Here is a 21,637-nt window from a genome sequence, read left to right as displayed (position 1 = left end):
ATTTTGGGTAGCAGTATAGAATAGTAAAACTAATGGGCTTGATTTTTTATATTGAGAATCATTTTTTTGGGGAATGAAATATTAAAATGAGTACCTTCGCCTTGTTTACTATGACAGGTTATATCTCCAGACAATGTTTGGGTAACTAGATTATGCAATATAAACATACCTAAACCACTACCGCCAGACCCTCTACGTGTTGTATAAAAGGGTTCAAAAATTTTACTTTTGACCTCTGAGTCCATTCCACTGCCATTATCACTATAATTTAGTCCGATGCGATCTTCATAGCTGCTCAATTTGATAAGAATATTGCCATTTTTTGCTTTATTAAATCCATGGATCAGAGAGTTCATCACTAGATTTGTAATTATTTGGGAGATAGTACCGGGATAGGTTTCAACCATTAAGGCATGGTGGCCCTCAATTGTAATTTCATGATTTCCTTGACGTGTTTCGGGATGCAAACTGTGAACTATTTTAGAAATATAATCATATAAATTAAACTCTCTTACCATATCACTAGAAATATCCACAGCAACAAGTTTAAAGTTATTGATGAGATCTGAGGCGCGGTTTAAATTAGATAGAATAATTTGTGTTGATTCAGGTGCTTTTGAAATAAAGTTATTTAAATCAGCTTTTTTCATCTGACCATTTTTATAGGCCTTAATTAATGCCTCCATAGACTCACTTAAAAATGATGAAGCCGTAATGCAGACACCTATTGGGGTATTTAGTTCGTGGGCAATGCCTGCAACTAATCTGCCTAACGATGCCATTTTTTCGGATTCAACTAATTGAGTTTGAGCTTGGACTAAGTTTTCTATAGAGTTTTGTAATTCTACTGATCTTTTTGTAACAATATCTTCCAGTTGAGATTTATCAACTCTCAGCTCTTTTTCTATTTTTTTTCGAAATTGGCATTCTTCATCTAGATTGTTTTTATCTTTATGCAAATCAAGAAAAACTCTCACTTTCCCTAAAACAATTTCATCATTAATCGGTTTTACTAAATAATCCACTGCACCAGTAGCATAGCCTTTAAATTCAAATACTTCATCACGGGCATATGCTGTAATAAAAATAATAGGGATATGAGTTGTTTTGGGATGATCTAATATTAAAGATGCAGTTTCAAAACCATCCATACCAGGCATTTGAACATCCATCAAAATTAAAAAAAAAGTATGTTTATGTGCCATTGCTAATGCTTGAGGGCCACTCAAAACATGTACAAATTCTAAATTTAAAGACTCTAATGTTCTTTCATATACACGATGATTACTTGGTTCGTCATCTACAATCAGTATTTTAGGTAAGCTATCACTCACAAAAAAACGGCCCAAATGTAAGGAATATTTAATGTTAACTTATTCATAAAACCCTTAAATTAGATATTTTGAAAAATACAGAACTTTCTTAAGTATAGGGTGAAAATGAATGGCTTCAAGTTTGAATTAGGAACAGAGTGATTAGTTATGTAAAGTTAACAAAGGCTCAAAAATTCACAGTTTTACATTTATTAACTATGCTTGTATGACATCAAAATAATATATGGTTTAAGTGATTCTTATGCTTCACTATATTTAACCAAACTTCTCTTAAATTGTTATCAAAACTTAGTGGTTTTAAGGTTTCGTAAATGAATAGTAATAACAATGAAATTGTTAAATTATCTATCTTACAAAAGCTATTCGGTGCTGCGCTTATCAATATTTTTTTTATGGCTATAGTGAGTTTTTATGCTATTAAACAAATGAGCCTTATTGGCATCGAAATAGAGGAAATCACCCAATTAGATATGCCTTTACTTGTATCTGTTACCAATATAGAAATACATCAATTAAAACAAGCAATATATTTAGAGCGGGCATTAAGAATCATACAAGATCTTGACTTTAACGCTAATGAAAATAAAAAAATTAAATCAGATTTTGATCTCGTAATCAAAAAATTCAATAGTCGATCACAACAAGTAAATCAAGCGCTTATTGATACTAGAAAGCAAGTGAAAACAGATATTAGCATAGTTGAATCTTATGAAGATGCTAAAGAGCTAAATTTTGTACTTGATGCATTAATAAAAATAGATGAAGCACATAAAAACTATGAAAAACACGCGCTTGAATTGGTATCAGAAATTCAATTAAATCAACTAGATTATGCCAGTATCTATCACGCAATAATGTTAATTGAAGAAGAAGAAGATCAACTTGATGGTACTATTAAAAATTTATTAAAAGAAATATCTCAATTTACAGCCGTGTCTTTATTAAGAGCACAAGCGCATGAAAAAACCGCATTACAGAACTTAATCATACTAAGTTTGATTGCCATTATATGTGGTTTGTTTATTTCTTATTTTATTACCAAATTCATCACAAGGCCTATTTTAGAATTAACTCACCTAACAAAAGAAATAGCAAAAGGAAAAATAGATAAAAAAATACAAAAAATTGGTTCAGATGAAGTGGGGGTTTTATCACATTCAGTCAATCATTTAATTGTAACTTTAAATAAAACAGCAGACCAAGCAAATGCGATTACCTTAGGCGATGAAAGTATAGAAATAGAACCTATGAGTGACTTTGATAGACTGGGCGTCGCTTTAAGGGAGATGAAGCTACAAATATTTTCTACACAAGCATCACTTAAGCGAAGCAATGCCTTAACAACGGGAATTTTAGATACCGCTGAAGATGGTATTTTATCAATAAATGAAAAAGGTGATATTTTATCATGTAATCAAGCAGCATCTAGGTTGTTTCAATATTCAGAAGAAGAGCTGTTAGACCTAAAGATAAATATGCTAATACCCGCAACCTTAAATGCGGATCAAGGTCATTATTTAAACAGAAACTTAGTGTCTGACATTAAAAAATCGATAGGTTCAGGTAGTGAATTTCTGGCGTTAAAAAAAGGGGATTCTCAATTTCCTATATTCCTGCGTATAGGTGAAGTAAAACAAGTCGATTCCACTGTGTTTACTGGATTTATTCGGGATATTACAAAAGAAAAAGAATATGAAAAAAATTTACAAAAAACAAATTATGATTTAGCACATCAAAGTGAGCTTAAGTCTCAGATAGCCAGTATTACTGAGCTCACACAAGGAGCTACTAAGTTAGGACCATTAGCGGATAGTATCATTTCATCACTAGCAACTATGACTGGCTCTGGACATGGTGTTTTCTATATCAGTGAGAAAATCCGTAATATATATAAAATCGATAAACCTAAGTTATCAGCAGAGGTGTTAATACTGGTGGGTAGTTATGCTTTTAAGCAAAGAAAGAATGTGACTGAAAAAATAGCCATTGGGGAGGGTTTAGTGGGGCAGTGCGCTAAAGAAAAGAAGTCAATTTTGTTAACCCAAGCACCTAGCGATTATATTCAAATAAATTCAGGATTAGGTGAGCAAGTTCCCCTAAATATATTGGTAGAGCCGATTATATTTGAGAATGAAGTCATGGGGGTTATTGAGCTCGCTTCCTTTAACGAATACACCCAATTACATCAAGAGATGCTGCATGAAGTGATGCAGACTTTAGGTGTTGTCATCAATAGCATTAAAAATCAAGAAATGACTCAGAACCTGTTAAGAGAGACTCAAGCGCAAGCTGAAAAATTAAAAACACAGCAAGAAGAACTAAAAAGTACTAATGAAAGTTTACAGGTACAAACACAATTGCTCAAAGTGTCAGAAGAAGAGTTAAAGCAGCAAAGTGAAGAGCTAAGAGTTTCAAATGATGAATTAGCACAAAAACAAGTATCATTACAAAAACAAAAAGATGAAATTGAGATATCGCAAAAGGAATTAACAGTACAAGCAAAAGAATTAACTTTAGCAAGTAAGTATAAATCGGAATTTTTAGCAAATATGAGTCATGAGTTAAGAACTCCCTTAAATAGCTTACTATTACTATCTAAAGGGCTTGCAGATAATAAAAAAGGTAACTTAAACCTCTCAGAAGTAGAAGATGCCAAAATTATTTATGATGGCGGTAATAGTTTATTATCTTTAATTAACGATATTTTGGACTTGTCAAAAGTTGAGGCAGGTAAATTAAGTGTTCATATAGAAGATCTTAATATTAAGACTTTGATCAATAACCTGCAAAATATGTTCAACCCGATAGCAAATCATAGGTCGATAGATTTCAATACAGAACTTGGTGATGATGTACCTAAAATAATTATCAGTGATAGACAAAGAGTTGAACAAATTTTACGAAACTTATTATCGAATGCGATGAAGTTTACAGAGCAAGGCTCTGTTACGCTTCGTATAGATTTAGCTAAATCTGATACACGGTTTGTTCATAGTGATTTAAGTGCCGAACGTGCAATCGGCCTTTCAATTATTGATACCGGAATAGGGATTTCTAGCCATAAAATTCAAGAGATATTTGAGGCATTTCAACAAGAAGATGGCTCAACGAGTCGCAAGTTTGGTGGTACGGGACTTGGTTTAACGATAGCAAGAGAACTAACTAGGCTGCTAGGGGGGGAAATTCAATTGCAAAGTAAACAAGGTGAAGGGAGTTGTTTTACCTTGTATTTACCCTATGAACTGACTAAAAGCGCACTTGATGAAAGTTTAAATGAAAGCACTGATCCAATAGAAATAATACCTCCTAAAAAAGAAAAGATCATGGAAGAAGTGAATATTAAAGCAGATAAAAAACCTGCAGCACAATATTCAGCACAATTTATCGGAGACGATAGAGATAATATCCAGAGTGAAGATATGTCAATTTTAATTATTGATGATGATGAAATGTTCGCAAAAATATTACGAGATTATGTAACAGAGCAAGGTTATAAGTGCTTAGTTGCTGGTGATGGTAGAAGTGGAATTTATTTAGCGCAGCAATATCTGCCAAAGGGGATTTTACTAGATTTAAAACTTCCTGATATAGATGGAATGCAGGTATTAGAGCAACTTAAATATAGTTTTCGCACTCGTCATATACCTGTAGAAATCATCTCAGGGCATAGCAAAGAAAAAGCTGAAGTGTTACAACAAGGCGCTATTGGTTTATTAATTAAGCCTGTATCAGAAAATCAACTACACGATGTGCTTATTAATATTTCTGATATCAGTTGCAGTGAAGTTAAAACTATTTTAGTGATAGAGGACGATCAAGGTAATCGAAAAGCAACAACAAACTTATTAGAAAACAGCGGTATAAAAATAACCAGTGTTGCAACTGGGGAAGCGGGGTGTGGCGAAATTTTAAGCCGTGATTATGATTGTGTTATTTTAGATTTAGGCTTGCCAGATATGACTGGTTTTGAAGTGCTAGAAAAGGTTAGTGAAGATACTAATTCAGTATTACCTCCCTTTATCATTTATACAGGTAAAGAAATAAGTGATGATGAACAAAAGGCATTACAAAAATATTCTTCAACAATTGTTATTAAAGGGGTGGGATCCGCTGAAAGGTTATTGGATGATGTTTCTTTGTTTATGCACAATATTGAGTCTAAGCAAATAGATAGTAAAGATAAAATACGATTGTTGCATAATGAAGACGCCATGCTCAAAGATAGGAAGTTACTATTAGTTGATGATGATATGAGAAATAGCTACGCGCTTTCTAAAAAATTAATAGAAGTGGGTTTTGATGTTGAAATGGCGAATAATGGTAAAGATGCCCTAGAGATCCTTGAGCAAGATGATAAATTTGAATTGGTTTTGATGGATATCATGATGCCTGTTATGGATGGTAATGAAGCAACTGAAAATATAAGAAAAATCCCAAAATTTAAAAATTTACCTATCATAGCTTTAACAGCTAAAACAATGCCTGAAGACAGAGAAAAATGCTTACAAGCAGGCGCTTCTGAATACATTACTAAACCAATAGACTTCGATAAATTATTGTCGATTATGAGAATTTGGTTATTTAAACGGTGTTAACTAAGGAAAGTAAATTGAATAAAGCTTATTCTTTAGAATTTGAAGTTAATATGTTGTTAGAAGCGATATTATTTCGTTATGGTTATGACTTTAGGCACTATGCTCGCGCATCATTAGAGCGAAGGGTACTAAATCGCGTTCAATTGTCAGAGTTAAATAGCGTATCAGACATGATCCCTAAAATAATGCATGACCCCAGTTTTTTTAATTTATTCTTAAAAGATATGTCTATCACAGTGACTGAGATGTTTAGAGATCCTTTTGTTTTTAAAAAAATTAGAGAGTCAGTATTTACGCAATTAAAAACCTATTCACGAGTTAATATTTGGCATGCTGGCTGTGCGACAGGTGAAGAAGTATATTCGATGGCGATTATGTTAAAAGAAGAAGGCTTGTTAAAAAGGACTCAAATTTACGCCACAGACTTTAATAATCACTCTTTAGAAATAGCAGCTAAAGGTATTTATCCAGCGGGGAAAATTAAACTATTCACAGAGAATTATTTAAATTCAGGAGGAACCAAGTCATTTGCCGATTATTATCAGGCTAAATATGAATGCGCAAAACTAACAGAATCATTAAAGGAACATATTACATTTGCAAATCATAATTTAATAAAAGATCAGGTATTTGCACAAATGCACTTAGTGATGTGCCGCAATGTTTTGATATATTTTGATCAAAATTTACAAAACAGGGTATTAAACTTATTTGAACAAAGTTTAATTCATCGTGGTTTTTTAATCTTAGGAGACAAAGAATCGTTAGACTTTTCAACTGTAAAAGATTCTTTTGATAAATATCAATATCCTGAACGTATTTATAGGCGAAGTGCTTATGTATGAGGCTTTGGTGATAGGTGTATCTGCTGGTGGTCTACATGCCTTGTCTCAGATTGTACGTGAGCTACCTAAGGCTTATCCTTTGGCTATTATAATTGTGCAGCATAGGTTAAATGATCATAATAACTTTCTTGCAGAGTATTTAAATAATTTATCTGAGCTAAAAGTAAAAGAACCGCAATCTTTAGAGGTCATTCTACCAAGTCATATTTATATTGCTCCAGCGGGATATCACTTATTAATTGAGCGAGATAAGACATTTAGTTTAAGTGTGGATCTGCCAATTTGTTATTCAATACCTTCCATTGACGTTTTATTTGAATCAGCTGCTAAAAGTTATCAATCTAAATTAATAGGTATGATACTAACCGGCGCTAATAGTGATGGTAGTGGTGGCCTTAGTGTAGTTAAAGAGTATGGCGGTTTAACTGTAGTACAAGACCCAAGTACGGCAGAGGTTGATTTTATGCCAAAAGCAGCTATAAATAATACAGATATAGATCATATTATCCCCTTAAGCCAAATAGGTCTTTTTTTGAAACAATTAGAATTTAATCGGGTAATACATGAATAATAACAGGCCCAAAATTTTAATCGTTGACGATGAGCCTAGTAATCATCGTGTATATGAACGAACCTTAGAGTCCTTAGATTTAGAATTTGTGAAAGCGATGTCGGGACAGCAAGCCTTAGCTGTTGCGCATAGGCATGATTTTTTTCTTATATTGATGGATGTTCAAATGCCAGGTATGGATGGCTTTGAAACAGCGTCATTAATTTTAGACCATCCAAAAACGTGTCATATCCCAGTCATATTTATCACCGCTTTTGCTAGAGATGAAATGTTTGAGTTTAAAGGCTATGCAAGCGGTGCTGTTGACTATTTAGTTAAGCCTATTAATGATGAAATTGTAAAAAGTAAGGTGGGTGTATTTCTTGAGCTTTATGAAGAAAAACTCAGATTAGATAATGCCTATAAAATAAAGAAAAAAGCAGAAGAAGAGCTAAGAGAGCACAAAGAGCACCTCGAAGATTTAGTTAAAGAACGTACAGAAAAATTACAGCAGTCATTAGATAATTTGATGGAAACACAAAATCAACTTGTCGAGTCTGAAAAAATGGCTTCTCTTGGTCGCCTAGTTGGTGGTGTAGCCCATGAATTAAATACACCTATAGGTATTTGCATTACGGCAATTTCTCATTTGCAGGATGAAACAAGTAAATTTAATGGTGCTTTTCTAGGCTCAGGCTTAACTAAAACTGGCTTTAGCCAATATATAAACGCATCAAACCAGTCTTCTGAGATAATAGCTTCGAATTTAGAAAGAGCATCAGAATTAGTTGAGAATTTTAAATTAATTTCAGTGGATACAAAAGCACAATTAGTAAATGCTTTTAACTTGATGGAGTATTTTAAAAATTTAATAACAACGCTTCATTCACAAATAGAAAGGACGGGATTTGAAATTGAAGTTACTGGTGATGACAAGGTGTCAGTCGAGACTGATCCGGGAATTTTATCGCAAATTCTCACTAGCCTAATAACTAATTCATTATTGCATGCTACTGTTGAAGGACAAACCGGTAAAATTGTATTAGATATTCAATGTCGAGAAAAGCAATTATATTTAACTTTTTCAGATGATGGGAAAGGCATGACAGAGGATATTTCTACTATGATATTTGAGCCCTTTTTTACCACACAAAGAGGTTCTGGGGGCAGTGGATTAGGTATGTACATTGTTTATAATTTAGTAACGCAAGCGTTATGTGGTGATATAACTTGTGAGAGTAATGAGGGTGAAGGCTGTACTTTTAAGGTCTCTTTTCCGATTTGATATTAATTATTGCTTCTTTTTGGGATAAAGAACTCTGATGTGTATTTTGTAATTAATTTGTCATATTCACCATTTTCTTTTAGTTGATTAATAGCCCTACGAAGTTGGTTAATTGTTTCATCAGGGGTGTTTAAACTGGCAGCAAGGTACCCTTCAGTTTTGGCTTCTTTAATTTGCGATAAAATATTGAGCCTATGTTGGACTATACCATAAGTCTCTAAATGCTCAGCAGCGACCCAGTCGTTTGACATAACTAGATCTGCTCTACCTTTTAATAGCATATTCCATTTGTCTTGCTCAGAGCTGGACAACATAAGGTTTTTATTAAGTTTGAAATTATTGGCAAGTAAAAATTGGGCATCATACCCTTCACGTGTCGCGATTAATTTATATTTTTTTGCATCCTGCAAAGAATGAGCTGTTATGTCATTTCTATTAGATAAGCCAAATAAATAATATCGATAATCTACAATATGACTAACCCATTTAAAAAGGGGTTCCCTTTCCTTACTTCGAATAATCACAAAAATAAATGTATTGGGTTGTGTTTGTGCGTATTTAAAGGCTCTAGACCAAGGATATACGCTAAACTTGGCATTAAAACCAGTCAGTTTTAATGCCTTTTGGACTAGCTCAACACTAAAACCTGCAACTACTTTTTGTTTATAGGTATATTGATATGGTGGCAAATGTTCAGTTAAAAAATGAAGGGACGTTTCTTTAGCGGGCGTATTCGCACTATAAATTAAAGTACAGAAATAAAGGAAAAAACAATACTTGATATGACTTATGTCCATTTGACCTTTACCTCTTAAATTAACAATCTAATCTAATAGCTAGTATTAAAATAATAACACTAATTTTGAGAAGTTCATCTTTTGTTATGAACTAGTGAAGACTACAAAGTAGGTATTAGACCTTTAAATACATTGCTAACTCTATTTTAAGGTCTAAAGAAGTTATAATTTATGGATTTAGTAGAATTACCTCCCCTAAGGCAAGACCTTTTAAGCGATCAAATTGTGTTTTAGCATCACCTACCACTAAATAAATCATTTTATCAGGGTGTAAGTAATCAGATGCCAGAGCCTTTACATTATTTAGTGATAAGTTCTCAACCATATTAGCTCGTTTTAATACATAGCTTTTAGGTAAGTTATATTCACTCATATCTCTTAAAACGGATAATTTGGCATTAAAAGTTTCAAATTTACGAGCGTTACTTTTTAAGAAGTAACTCTTTGTTGTTGCTAGGTCTTTTTCACTAAAATCAATTTGATAAGAAGAGACTATATCTTTAATGAGAGAAACAGCTTCAAGAGTGACATTGCTGCGCACACCCGAGCTTATCATGAATTTACCTGAAACAGGTGAAGCATAAAATCTAGAGCGTATGCCATAAGTATAACCTTTTGATTCACGCAACTCTTGTGTGAGTTTTGATGCAAAACTACCGCCTCCTAATTTGTAATTCATTACCGATGCTGCGTAATAATTTTTATTCGTTGCATTAATAGATGGATAGCCAATCCTCAGTTGAGACTGCTTAGAATTAGGTACATCATAAAAATATAGCTGAGCATGGCTAGGTATTTTTGTATCAGCTAACTTAGGTAAACTTAAGTATTTTTTAGGCCAAGCTTTTGCTAGTGGCGCTAAAGATTTAAGTACAGCTGATTTTTCAATATCGCCCACGATATGAAAACGACTTAAATTAGGCGATAAATTATTTTTATAAAAAGATTTTAAATCAGCTAGTGAAATATTTTTAACCGACTCAGTTGTACCAAATAAATTATGCGCCAAGATATTATCTTGGCCATATAAAAGTTTATCCATTTGAATATTAGCAAGCATGCTCGGATTCATTCGTTGCTGTTTGATTTGGCTAACAACCTCCTTTTTAGCTAAACTAAACTCATTTTTGTCCCATCTAGGGTGTAATAACATTTCAGTCATGAGGTCTAAGGTAGCTTGGTAATTACGTGACAAGGTCTTTACGTTGAATGATATTTTTTCTTTAGTAGTATAAACATCAATACTTGCGCCTAAATTTTTTATTGCTTCTTCTAGTTGTTGTGGCGTTTTATCTTTTGTTCCACGATTTAACATTTTTCCAACAAGATTGGCAACACCTGTTTGATCGAGAGAGTCAAACAACATACCGCCAGAAATATCGAGATTAAATTCAACTAATGGAACTTCAGAATTTTTAATACCTAATACATGAATGCCATTAATTAACTTATTTTGCCAAACATCTGGTACCGAAATGATAGGAGATTTGCCATATTTAGGCTCTTGGCTGCGATCAAAGCTAGAAGGCGTTTTAGAATATGTGGATTGCTTTGATGCATCAAAGGTTTGTTCAGCACCTTTAACTATTTGCTCTTCGACAATATCGGCTTTTATAGAATCTTGTAAAGCTAAATCCTTTTGCCCTTTTGGTACAAAACTTGTCGCTATAAAAGATTTATCTTTAATATAGTGTTTGTAAACTCGCCAAATATCATCTTCAGTGACTTTGGATATATTTATTGCATCTTGGTTTATATAGCCTGGATTTTCAGTGAAAATATTATATTGGGCTAATTGAAAACCTTTACCTAATACACTTGATAAACCACTGTAAAACTCAGTTTCTAGACCCGCTTTGATCCTAGCTAAATCATTTTTGCTAAAGCCATCATTTTCAAAGTCTCGAAATGCTTTCTTTAAAGCTCTGGCAACATGATCTAAATCTGTTTTTTCAAATGCACGTACTTTTAGCATCATTTGTCCTGCAAGTTCAGACTGGTAATGGTACATGTTTATATTTGATGTGATTTTAAGGTCATCAATTAATTTCTTGTTTAAAGGGGCTTTTTTACCTTCTGTTAATAGCTGAGTTAAAATATCCAACGCATAGCTGTCTGTATGATATTGCTCAATTGTAGGCCAAGTTACTGTGAGCTCAGGAAGCTTGGCAAAGTTATCTTCATGGTAGAGCTTTTTAGTCTGTGCTAAGGTTATTTTGGTCTTTAGTTGATTTTTAACTTCTTTACCAGGTTTAATGTCATCAAAATATTTATGGATCCAAGCAGTTGCTTGTTTTTCATCAAAATCACCCGATACAACTAAGGTAACATTATTAGGCACATACCATTTATTATAAAAATCTTTAACATCTTGTAATGTCGCACTTTGTAAATCAGTTAATGAACCGATTACTTGCCAACTATATGGATGACCTTTTGGGTATAGGTTTTTGTCTATTACATATTGTGTATGACCATATGGTCGGTTATCGTTACTTTGACGTTTTTCGTTTTTAACGACTTGCTTTTCTTTCGCTAATACTTGTTCTGTTACTGTATTAATGAAAAAACCGAGTTTGTCAGCTTCCGCCCAAATCATTTTTTCTAATGCATCATTGGGGACTGTTTGAAAATAGTTTGTGCGATCACGGCTTGTTGAGCCATTTGCTCCTGAGCCACCAATACGCGCGCTCATTTTATCTAAACCGCCTTTGCCTAAATTTTCAGATTCCAAAAATAACAAATGTTCAAATAAGTGTGCAAAGCCAGTTCTCCCAGGTATTTCACGAGCAGAACCTACATGAGATGTTAAAGCCACTGCAACTACAGGATCTGAGCGGTCAATATGAAAAACAACTTCAAGTCCATTTTTAAGTACAAATTTTTTATATTCAATGTTGACGGCATTAGTTTTAACTGGCTTCAACTCTTGGGTCGTATTATTTGAATTACATGCTGTTAAGGATAATAACGCAGTTAAAACTGCTGTTGTTATAAGGTTCCGTTGCATTTTTTTTCCTTGTTGGAAATTATTGTTAATTTAAGAACTTTTACATTGTGCCTACAAATTAAATTAATACCATATGTAATAGAGATTATGTCTGGAAAATAAGTCATCTCTTCTATACTTATTAAATATTCAGTTTAGTTGGTAAATTAAGTGTTAAAGCTTTTGTTATGTATTTTGATTTTATTTATACACGCAGTGTCCGCGTGTGAATTAAAAGTTGGCGTTAGGGAGTACCCACCTTATAGTCATAAAGATAGTGAAGGTACTTGGTCAGGTATTGATATAGATATATTTAATTATTTGATGGCAGAAATTAAATGCGATAAAGAATATATAGAAGTTTCGTTTGGTCAAGGTGTTCAATTATTAAAAGATGGTAAGTTAGATGGCTTATCACAAATGTCCATTACACAAGATAGATTAAAAGCAATTGAATTTATTGGGCCAATTAGAAGTGAAACCCTCTCTTTGATAACCTCAAATGAAGTAATCGAAACTATCACCACATTTAAGAATATAGCTGGGCTACCTTACTTTTTTGGTAAACGAAAAGGTACATATATTGGTGAAGAATTTAATGAGTTAGTCCGTAAGAATCAGGTTTTTGCTAGTAAATTTATAGAAATGGATAATGCGAACCCAAGAATAGACTTAGTGATTAAGGGTCGAGTGGTTGGTTTTTTTGATGAGCAGAGGTTTAATAAATATATGCTAGATAACTCTCATAAATATATAAATATGAAAGTTCAGCCTTTGAAAATAAATAATGGTTTAGTTAAAAATTCTAAATACAGTGAGTTAAAAAGTATCAAATGATTTACTGTATTGTGCTTATTATTAAGAAGAATATAATTATAAAAGTATGTGATTATATTGACATTTTTGTTGCGATAAGTAGGCTACTTTAAAAATAGCTGATCTCCAGCTTTGATTAACGGAAATTATCATGTCTTATCCTTATTTAGAAAGTGTCTTACTGGATTTAACCGGTATTGATACTGGCACACAGTTTATTCCTATGTTTGGCCTATTAGTGATCTCAGCTTTATTGATATCATTGCATTTTGGTAAAAAGAAATTAGTAGAACTTAATGTTAAAGATTTGGATGGTGAATATTTTGAAACCACCATATTTTATGCCTTTGTAGGTGGTTTGATAGGTGCAAAACTATTACATGTTTTTGAATTTAGAGAATATGGTATCGCGGACCAATTATTCTCGCGTGGTGGTTTTTCAATTTATGGTGGTTTAATTTTAGGTTTTATCACAGCCATATTTATGCTTAAACGCAAGAAAATTGCAATCTTATCAGCAACTGACATTGCTGCTCCTTACATAATGCTTGCCTATGGTATAGGAAGAATAGGGTGTCAAATATCAGGTGATGGTGATTGGGGTCAAAAAGTGAATATGGCAGCAAAACCGAGTTGGTTACCTGACTGGTTTTGGACTCAAACTTACGATAATAATGTAGCAGGGCAGCTTATACCTGTGCCAGGTGTTTACCCAACGCCTATGTACGAAACGCTATTAGCCTTTGTTAGCTTCTTTATACTACGCGCTTGTTTCAAGTTTAAAGCGTCAGCAGTTGGCTTCACTTTTGCTATGTACTTAATATTATCAGCCGTGAATCGCTTTATGGTTGAGTTTATTCGTATTAATCCAAGATACGATGTTTTAGGTTTTGAGTTATCTCAATCACAAATCATTTCACTCGTTGTACTAAGCGCTGGCTTATTCTTCTTAGTCAAATCTTTAAAACAAAGTAAGTAAAACCCTCCTATTAGATATTGGCTGTTAATTCAGCCAATATTCTGTAATTCTAGTTAAATCAATTGCTATCAAAATTCTAAATAATTTCATCACATAATCTCATTTGTACATAGAAAATTCTATACGTTTAATATAATTCCTCCCTGAATTGTCTAACATGAGCCAAATTTAAAGCGTCAATATATTTCGGTAATTATGGAATTATATTGACTGATGCGCATTGTCAGTATAATATTTTGATTATTCTAGAATTAGGGATGTATCTTATGTTTAATAATTTACCAAAGCACTCAGTTGCAAGTATTACTGAAAAGCTAAAATCGGCAACAACCCAAACACATGCCCCAAGAGTATTAGTTTTATACGGTTCATTAAGAGAAGGTTCTTACAGTAAGAAGTTGGCGTTAGAAAGTGCTAAGATCTTGACAGAATTTGGCGCTGAAGTACGTATTTTTGATCCAACAAATTTACCAATTTTTGATGGTGAATCAAGAGGCCATCCAAAAGTAAAAGAATTAGTTGAGCTTGCAATATGGTCAGAAGCTATGGTTTGGAGCTCCCCTGAGATACATGGTAATTTTTCTTCAGTATTCAAAAATCAAATTGATTGGATCCCGCTAAGTATGGGTGCCGTTCGTCCTACTCAAGGGCGCACGCTTGCTGTTATGCAAGTATCGGGGGGATCACAATCATTTAACGTGGTCAATAACCTAAGAACTTTAGGTCGCTGGATGAGAATGTTCACTATTCCAAATCAATCTTCTGTTCCTATGGCATATGAAGAATTTAATGAAGACGGATCTATGAAACATTCAAATTATCGTAATCGGGTTGTGGATGTTATGGAAGAATTATTTCGCACTACATTACTAGTACGTGGTAATACTGAGGAGTTAACTCATAGATATTCTGAAAATATATCTGAGTATCAAATGACACGCACAAAAGAAATTTTGGAAACCGTTTGAATATCATATTATTAATTTTTGAGTATATAACGACAGTGGAATCACTCTCGTTATATACTATTTCATTTTAGTATTCACATACCCAACGTGTTTGGGTACGGCAATTATACTTTTCAACGCCAATTTTCACTTTATCTGTACGCCATTCTGTTTGTGTTAAATCGTATCGAACATTGCCAATGTATACAGGGCCTTGACATTGATATCTACCTGGCGTGGTAAACGAGTATGTTTTTTCTGAAGGCATGGCTTCGTAATGACATTCAGTGATTTCTTTATCTTCATAAATCGGTCTTTCATCACATACTTGATAGCTTTCTCTTATCAAAATGCCATCACACCAACTAGATGCTTCTGGACCTTCGGCAAGAATAGATTTGCTCACCGGCTTTAACAATTTTTGAATATCAAAGTCTGCTGAAGCTGCGAATGCAGTCAATGGTGAAAGACACAATAAAGCGATTAATTTTTTCATTATTTTTCCTGTTGCTATGATTTGTTTTTGTTGTGGGTACAAGTTATATTCAATTGCAATGAATGTAAAGTTATTGGGTACTAAAAGTGATTAGCGGCTGTTTATTGTGTGCTATAGGTGGGTTTTTCATGGTTATCGGAGGGTAACCTTCAAATATAAAAATAATATTTGAAGGTACTTTACATTTGCGCTCAATTTATCCAATTTAGCATCATTTGGATAATAACAGCGTTGGTTAAATCAATAAAAAATGCGCCAACTAGCGGAACTATAATAAAGGCTTTTGGTGATGCGCCGTATTTTTTTGTAACAGCTGTCATATTAGCGATTGCTGTTGGTGTTGCACCTAAGGCAAGCCCTGCATAGCCTGATGTGATCACCGCTGCATCATAGTTTTTACCTAAAAATCTAAAAACGAAAAAAATACTAAAGCTGAGGGTTAAAATGAGTTGTGCAGCTAATATGAGTAATATTGGACCTGCTAAATCAATTAATGCCCACAATTGTAAACTCATTAAAGACATAGCTAAAAATAAACCTAAACTCAGATCACTTACTAATGCCAGAGTGGGTGTTTGACTTACCCAAGAGATTTTTTTAAAAATTAAAGGAACAGAGTTAGTTAATAAAATACCTGCAAATAAACAGGGTACAAAAATGGGTAACATGACGCCCATTGAAGCTAATAATTTATGTAGGTTAAGGCCTAATCCTACTGCAATACTCAATACTAATAATAAGGTTAAAACAGAATCTACACTGATTGATTGTTGTTTTTCATTCTTTATGCCAACACTCAATTGTGCTTTGCTTGTAGATGATAAATTATGTTTATTGATTAGATACTTAGCGACTGGGCCACCGATCACACCACCTAATACTAAGCCAAATGTGGCACATGCAATGCCTATTTCAGCAGCATTAATCACACCAAATCGGTTTTCAAAACTAGGTGCCCAAGCTATTGCTGTACCATGGCCACCACTAAGGGATACTGAACCGCCTAAAACACCTGTTGCCGGTGGTAAATCCGTCAGCATAGTCGCGCCAATACCAGTTAGGTTTTGTAAAAACAAATAACAAATTGCTAATAGCAGTAATATAACAAGTGATTTTCCTCCTTCCAATAAAGTCGAAAATTTAGCATTTAGACCTATCGTAGTAAAAAATATCACTAATAAAACATCTCTTTGCATTAAAGAAAAACTAATGTTGAAGTCGAAAATAACATAAATAAGACTAAAACATACTGAGGCTAACATACCACCAGTGACAGGCTCGGGAATATTAAACGCTTTTAAAGCATTTATACGCTTAGTTAAAAACTTTCCTAAGAACAATACTAATACGGCAATTATGACTGTTTGTCTTGGAAAAAACTCCATACTTATGATGATCCTTATACTATAAAAATAGGTCCTCAAGCACTGCTTGATAAGCGATATTATGCGACATTAGTCGTTTTATTATTTAAGATAAACTGGGCACTAACAGGTTTACTATAATAATACCCTTGTATTAAATGACAACCTCGGTCAATTAAATAGTCATGTTGTAGTTGTGTTTCTATACCTTCTGCAATACATGCCATATTTAAGCTTTTAGCTAATACTAATGTTGCATCAATTATGGCCTCGTCAGCTGGGTTTTCATTAATACCCATTACAAAGCTTCTATCTATTTTTATGATATCTAAAGGTAATTGCTTTAAATAAGACAATGACGAAAAGCCGGTACCAAAATCATCTAACGCGATTTTTACGCCTGTTTTAGAAAGGTCACACATAATCTTGATTGCTTTTTTAGGATCTGATATTAGCATGCTTTCAGTCACTTCTACCCGTAATGTCTCACTTGAGATATCAAATAACGACAATTGTGATTGTATAAATTCAACTAAATTATCTTGCATAAAATGCTTAGGTGATAAATTGATAGATAAATAAAAGTCAGGGTGTGTTTTTTGCCATTTTTTAAGATCTGTTAACCCGCGTACTAAAGCAGCTTCTGTCATTTGAATTATTAAGCCAATTTCCTCTGCAATTGGGATAAATTGAAAAGGGGAGATCAGACCATTTGGACTATCCCAACGCATTAATAACTCAACACCAACAGCATTATTATGTCTGCCATCCACAATTGGCTGATAATGATTAATAAATTCATTATTATTATGCGCCATTTTGATATTCGATTCTTTCTCAAGTCGCGCTGTAGCCTCAATGTTCATTTGCGGCGTATAAAATTTATAATTATCTCGTCCAACATTCTTGGCACTATACATAGCCAAATCAGCTGATTTGAGCAATTTATCACTAGAATCACCGTTATTAGGATATAAAGAAATACCTATGCTGGCACCAACACTCACAATTGTATCGTTTAACTTAACTGGTTTTTGAATCTTTTTAATAATTTTATCCGCAATATAGCTAGCAGATTTTTGATCAACACCGATATCTAATAAAACAACAAATTCATCACCACCAAGGCGAGCCACAGTATCGTTACTTCTTAAAGACGAGGTTAATCGATTTGCGATTTCTTTTAGTAATATATCACCCACAGCATGCCCTAAAGAATCATTCACTTGCTTAAACCTGTCTAAATCAATAAACAATAATGCAAAGCTTGTATCATTTCGTTGTGCACAGCTGATGGTTTGATTCACTCTATTTAACAGTAAAGTACGGTTTGGTAAGTTTGTTAAATGATCATAACTTGCTAAGTGTATTAACTCTTTTTCAGCTTTTTTTAATGCACTTATATCGGTCATAACACATAGATAATGATAGCCTTTTTGGCCAACAGTTTTACACATACTGATATTAATAATAACATTTCTTTGTGACCCATCAGGCATTTGGATTACTTCTTCAGTACGGCAGTGTTCATTCTGATTTAATGAATCTATTAGTTGGTTATATTGCGCAACTCTTTTGGGTTCAAAACCCAAATACTTTGGGTCAAAACCTATTTCTGAATGGGGCAAATCAAAAGCACGGTAAAATGTTTGGTTCGCAATCATTTTATGACAGTCTTCAGAGATAATCATCACCCAATCTTGGGTGTTTTGAAATGCTTCTCCATAATATTGGGAGCGCTCTTCATCAGCTTTAGTCTGGGTTATATTGCTATAAGCACCTGTAATTTTAGTCGCTTTACCTTCGTTATTTGTAGAAACAACTTTGCCAAGATCGCGATACCATAACCAATTTCCTTCTATACTTTTTAGTCTGTAAGTACATGAAAAGTTGTCTTGTTCAGAGTCCAAATCGTATTGTTTATTAACAAAGTTAAGCCAAGTTTCAAGATATTGCTCTATATCATCTGGGTGAATTAAATTAAAATATTGTGGCATAGAAACAGAGGAGGTGTCGTTATCATAACCTAGCTCTTTTGACAGTCGCTCGGAGTATTGATGATTATTTTTTAATTGCCACTCCCAAACATCACTATTACTTCCTTTAAGGGCTAATTGAAGTCTATGTTCGCGCTGCTTAACTTGTTCATGCGCATTAAGTAACTCAGCTCTTTGTTTTTGGCGATATATAAACCATTTAGCACCTGATACTCCGAGTATAATGGCATAAATTGTATAGGCAAAAGGAGATAACCAAGGGGCATAATCTACAATTAAAGTGAGTTTACTCGGGGAAGAATAGGTTCCCGTTATTGGGCTCTGTACTTGTACTTCAAAAATATGTTTGCCTGATGAAAGATTAGGAAAAACAACCTGATTTTCAAATGATTCAGGGTAAGTGAGTGTACTATCCCCAGTTAGTTTATATTTATATTTTACGTGCCCATTATTTTGATAGTTTAAATTTGAAAAACTGATTTTTATGCCAATATCATCATGTTTTAATTTTATTATCTGATTTTTGTCAAAAAGTAGCGGTGAATTTATTGTTCTAGAGAGTACTTCAACTCCAGTGATCTTCGCAGGTAGTTGTGTATTTGTAATGGTTTTTTTAAGTTTCATAGGATCAAATACGCTGACACCAGCGGTTGAGCCAAATGCAAAGCTGCCATCTGATAATTGAGTTGTTGCATTGCCATTAAACTCACTTGCTGCAAAACCATTAATTGTATCGAAATGGCGTATATGATGGGTTTTGCTATCTAATAGATAAACACCACTGTGACTTGAGAACCAAAGATCGCCATCTAAATCTTTATTAATGCCATATATTACATTATCTATTATTGAATTTTCGTTGTTGAATTGATATTTAATGGACATATCATCAAGAGATAAACCTACTAAGCCTTTGTTATAAAAAACTAACCATAAAATTTCATCATCTACTAACCAGTTAAGTATATAGGGATATTCACTTTTTAAACTGTTATCATGGCGGTAAACTTGAGTATAAATTCCTGTTGAAACATCTAATGACCACATGGCATCCCAAAAGGATAATAAAAGTAAATTAGAGTTGGGTAAGTAACCTAAGATACTATAAATAGTATCAAGGTTTAATTTAGAATTGGCGCTTTTAAAATGACTGACTTCATTATTATCGATGGATATTTTGAAAATACCTTTAGGGTTATGAAGCCAAAATTCACCTGATTTAGTTATGAAGCCACTTCCTTCTTCAAATAATAACTGAATTTCATTACTTGTATTAAGCTTTATATACTGATTTTTATTAGTATCAAAAAAACGGATACCTCTTGCTGTATTTAATAATAAAGTAGAACTATTAAATTGAATTATGTCAGATATGTGATTTTCAGAATATGATTTTTCAACCCGAACACCATTAAAAAAACGAGATACTTTGTTATTTCGACGATCAATTAAATTAAGACCATTTGCCGTGCCAGCCCATAATAAATCCTTAAAAGTATTATGTTGTAAAACTGTCCAAACTTCACCATGACTTAAGCTCTTGTCGTTATTTTTCATGTGCTGAAAGTTAGTAATTAATTCTCTTTTGGGGTCCCATTTATATACACCAGTAGCTGATGAGCCTAGCCAAAAGTTATCTTGTTGATCGATCATGATAGATAATAAATGATCACTTGATAAATACTCAACAGCATCACTAAAACCAAACATGCGTTTAATTGTATTTGTAGTCATATCAAGGTGCCAAAGGCCTGTTTCGGTGGCAAAATATAAGTCTTTGTCTTGAGCGAAAATAGACCAGGTAGAAATGTGTTTACCAATCAGTTTAGGAGAGTTTAACTGTTGCTCTTGTTTAATGAATTGTGAGATATTCTCAATATTTAAACTAAAAACACCGTCGTTAGTGGCCATATATAAAACACGATCATCATAAACATGTTGTGCATATATTTTTTGTGCTTCTATGGGATTAAAAGCTAAGTCATTGTTTGAATTTGTTATAAAATCAGGTATTTTACGAATAAGGTTATCGATTACATCATATACAAATACGCCTAGTTCTGTACCGATATATAAAATGTTATTACTAATGGTCACAGTAGATATTTTTGTTATGCTTGGGAGTTTTTTAGTTAAATCCACTGAATGAGATATTTTATGTGAATGAAAATTATACTTTAATATTTTTTTTGCAGTTGTGATCCAGATATCACCATTATTACCTTCTATTAAATCGGTAACAAAAGAGGCATTGTCATCAATTTCATTTTTAAATATAAGTGTGTATTTATTTTTTTGTGGATCAAAAGTATATAAACCTTTTTGAGAAAAGTTAATCCAAATTAACCCTCGAGAATCTTGCTTTAATACATTAACTTTAAAGCTTTTGTATCCGCCATCTGGGCCTATGAGCTTTTTAAAATGATAACCATCATACACATTGATGCCATTTTCTGTTGCAATCCAAATAAGACCTGATTGATCTTGCAATATGATTTTTATTGTACCTTGCGTTAGCCCTTGCTCAACAGACAGCTGCTGTAATTTTAAATTATGGAAATCACTGCTTGCACTACTGTGATTTAAAAAAAATATTAATGTAAACGTTAAAATAAACTTCATATATAAAGTTTCTATCTTGTA

At 33.2% G+C, this 21,637-nt stretch carries 13 protein-coding genes; 7 read left to right on the top strand and 6 right to left on the bottom strand.

Annotated elements, in window-relative coordinates; all coding sequences use genetic code 11:
* Window positions 1-29: 29 nt before the first annotated feature.
* Entirely contained in the window at window positions 30-1,334 is a 1,305-nt protein-coding gene (locus tag KO527_RS12350; protein WP_216040604.1) for a hybrid sensor histidine kinase/response regulator, read from the bottom strand.
* A gap of 311 nt (window positions 1,335-1,645) precedes the next feature.
* Here KO527_RS12350 and KO527_RS12345 point away from each other — a divergent pair, with 311 nt between their 5' ends.
* The 4 genes from KO527_RS12345 to KO527_RS12330 are packed head-to-tail and all read left to right on the top strand — an operon-like array spanning window position 1,646 to window position 8,609.
* Window positions 1,646-5,929, top strand: coding sequence for a response regulator (locus KO527_RS12345; RefSeq protein WP_216040603.1), 4,284 nt, complete (start codon window positions 1,646-1,648; stop codon window positions 5,927-5,929).
* A gap of 14 nt (window positions 5,930-5,943) precedes the next feature.
* Entirely contained in the window at window positions 5,944-6,774 is an 831-nt protein-coding gene (locus KO527_RS12340; protein ID WP_252733668.1) for a CheR family methyltransferase, read from the top strand.
* A complete protein-coding gene (locus KO527_RS12335; protein ID WP_216040602.1) occupies window positions 6,767-7,345 on the top strand; it encodes a chemotaxis protein CheB in 579 nt (192 codons plus the stop codon). Before KO527_RS12340 ends, KO527_RS12335 begins: the two co-directional genes overlap by 8 nt.
* A complete protein-coding gene (locus KO527_RS12330; protein ID WP_216040601.1) occupies window positions 7,338-8,609 on the top strand; it encodes a hybrid sensor histidine kinase/response regulator in 1,272 nt (423 codons plus the stop codon). Before KO527_RS12335 ends, KO527_RS12330 begins: the two co-directional genes overlap by 8 nt.
* Before the next feature lie 2 nt (window positions 8,610-8,611).
* Here KO527_RS12330 and KO527_RS12325 read toward each other — a convergent pair whose 3' ends face one another.
* Both KO527_RS12325 and KO527_RS12320 read right to left on the bottom strand, forming a co-directional pair.
* Entirely contained in the window at window positions 8,612-9,406 is a 795-nt protein-coding gene (locus KO527_RS12325) for a transporter substrate-binding domain-containing protein (protein WP_216040600.1), read from the bottom strand.
* Between the two features lie 169 nt (window positions 9,407-9,575).
* On the bottom strand, window positions 9,576-12,416 hold the full coding sequence (locus KO527_RS12320; RefSeq protein ID WP_216040599.1) for a pitrilysin family protein: 2,841 nt from the start codon (window positions 12,414-12,416) through the stop codon (window positions 9,576-9,578).
* A 150-nt stretch (window positions 12,417-12,566) separates the two neighbouring features.
* On the opposite strand from KO527_RS12320, the gene KO527_RS12315 reads away from it, so the two are divergent.
* From KO527_RS12315 to arsH, 3 genes are all read left to right on the top strand, one after another.
* Window positions 12,567-13,232 carry a transporter substrate-binding domain-containing protein gene (locus tag KO527_RS12315; protein ID WP_216040598.1) on the top strand — a complete coding sequence of 222 codons (666 nt, stop codon included), beginning with the start codon at window positions 12,567-12,569 and terminating at the stop codon, window positions 13,230-13,232.
* Between the two features lie 130 nt (window positions 13,233-13,362).
* A complete protein-coding gene (locus KO527_RS12310; RefSeq protein ID WP_216040597.1) occupies window positions 13,363-14,190 on the top strand; it encodes a prolipoprotein diacylglyceryl transferase in 828 nt (275 codons plus the stop codon).
* A gap of 266 nt (window positions 14,191-14,456) precedes the next feature.
* On the top strand, window positions 14,457-15,158 hold the full coding sequence (gene arsH / locus KO527_RS12305) for an arsenical resistance protein ArsH (RefSeq protein ID WP_216040596.1): 702 nt from the start codon (window positions 14,457-14,459) through the stop codon (window positions 15,156-15,158).
* A gap of 67 nt (window positions 15,159-15,225) precedes the next feature.
* Here arsH and KO527_RS12300 read toward each other — a convergent pair whose 3' ends face one another.
* From KO527_RS12300 to KO527_RS12290, 3 genes are all read right to left on the bottom strand, one after another.
* Entirely contained in the window at window positions 15,226-15,633 is a 408-nt protein-coding gene (locus tag KO527_RS12300) for a hypothetical protein (protein ID WP_216040595.1), read from the bottom strand.
* A 191-nt stretch (window positions 15,634-15,824) separates the two neighbouring features.
* On the bottom strand, window positions 15,825-17,018 hold the full coding sequence (gene gltS, locus KO527_RS12295; RefSeq protein ID WP_216040594.1) for a sodium/glutamate symporter: 1,194 nt from the start codon (window positions 17,016-17,018) through the stop codon (window positions 15,825-15,827).
* A gap of 59 nt (window positions 17,019-17,077) precedes the next feature.
* On the bottom strand, window positions 17,078-21,616 hold the full coding sequence (locus tag KO527_RS12290; protein ID WP_216040593.1) for an EAL domain-containing protein: 4,539 nt from the start codon (window positions 21,614-21,616) through the stop codon (window positions 17,078-17,080).
* Window positions 21,617-21,637: the final 21 nt, after the last annotated feature.

This window comes from Pseudoalteromonas sp. C2R02 (assembly GCF_018860845.1).
Classification (GTDB): Bacteria; Pseudomonadota; Gammaproteobacteria; order Enterobacterales; family Alteromonadaceae; genus Pseudoalteromonas.
The sequence above is the reverse complement of the archived record's forward strand: the minus strand, read 5'-3'. Positions and strand labels throughout refer to the sequence as shown.

Coding starts and splice junctions, on each gene's coding strand:
- arsH (WP_216040596.1), top strand. CDS start 14,457: ATGTTTAATAATTTACCAAAGCACTCAGTTGCAAGTATTACTGAAAAG.
- gltS (WP_216040594.1), bottom strand. CDS start 17,018: ATGGAGTTTTTTCCAAGACAAACAGTCATAATTGCCGTATTAGTATTG.
- KO527_RS12320 (WP_216040599.1), bottom strand. CDS start 12,416: ATGCAACGGAACCTTATAACAACAGCAGTTTTAACTGCGTTATTATCC.
- KO527_RS12330 (WP_216040601.1), top strand. CDS start 7,338: ATGAATAATAACAGGCCCAAAATTTTAATCGTTGACGATGAGCCTAGT.
- KO527_RS12310 (WP_216040597.1), top strand. CDS start 13,363: ATGTCTTATCCTTATTTAGAAAGTGTCTTACTGGATTTAACCGGTATT.
- KO527_RS12345 (WP_216040603.1), top strand. CDS start 1,646: ATGAATAGTAATAACAATGAAATTGTTAAATTATCTATCTTACAAAAG.
- KO527_RS12300 (WP_216040595.1), bottom strand. CDS start 15,633: ATGAAAAAATTAATCGCTTTATTGTGTCTTTCACCATTGACTGCATTC.
- KO527_RS12335 (WP_216040602.1), top strand. CDS start 6,767: ATGTATGAGGCTTTGGTGATAGGTGTATCTGCTGGTGGTCTACATGCC.
- KO527_RS12290 (WP_216040593.1), bottom strand. CDS start 21,616: ATGAAGTTTATTTTAACGTTTACATTAATATTTTTTTTAAATCACAGT.
- KO527_RS12325 (WP_216040600.1), bottom strand. CDS start 9,406: ATGGACATAAGTCATATCAAGTATTGTTTTTTCCTTTATTTCTGTACT.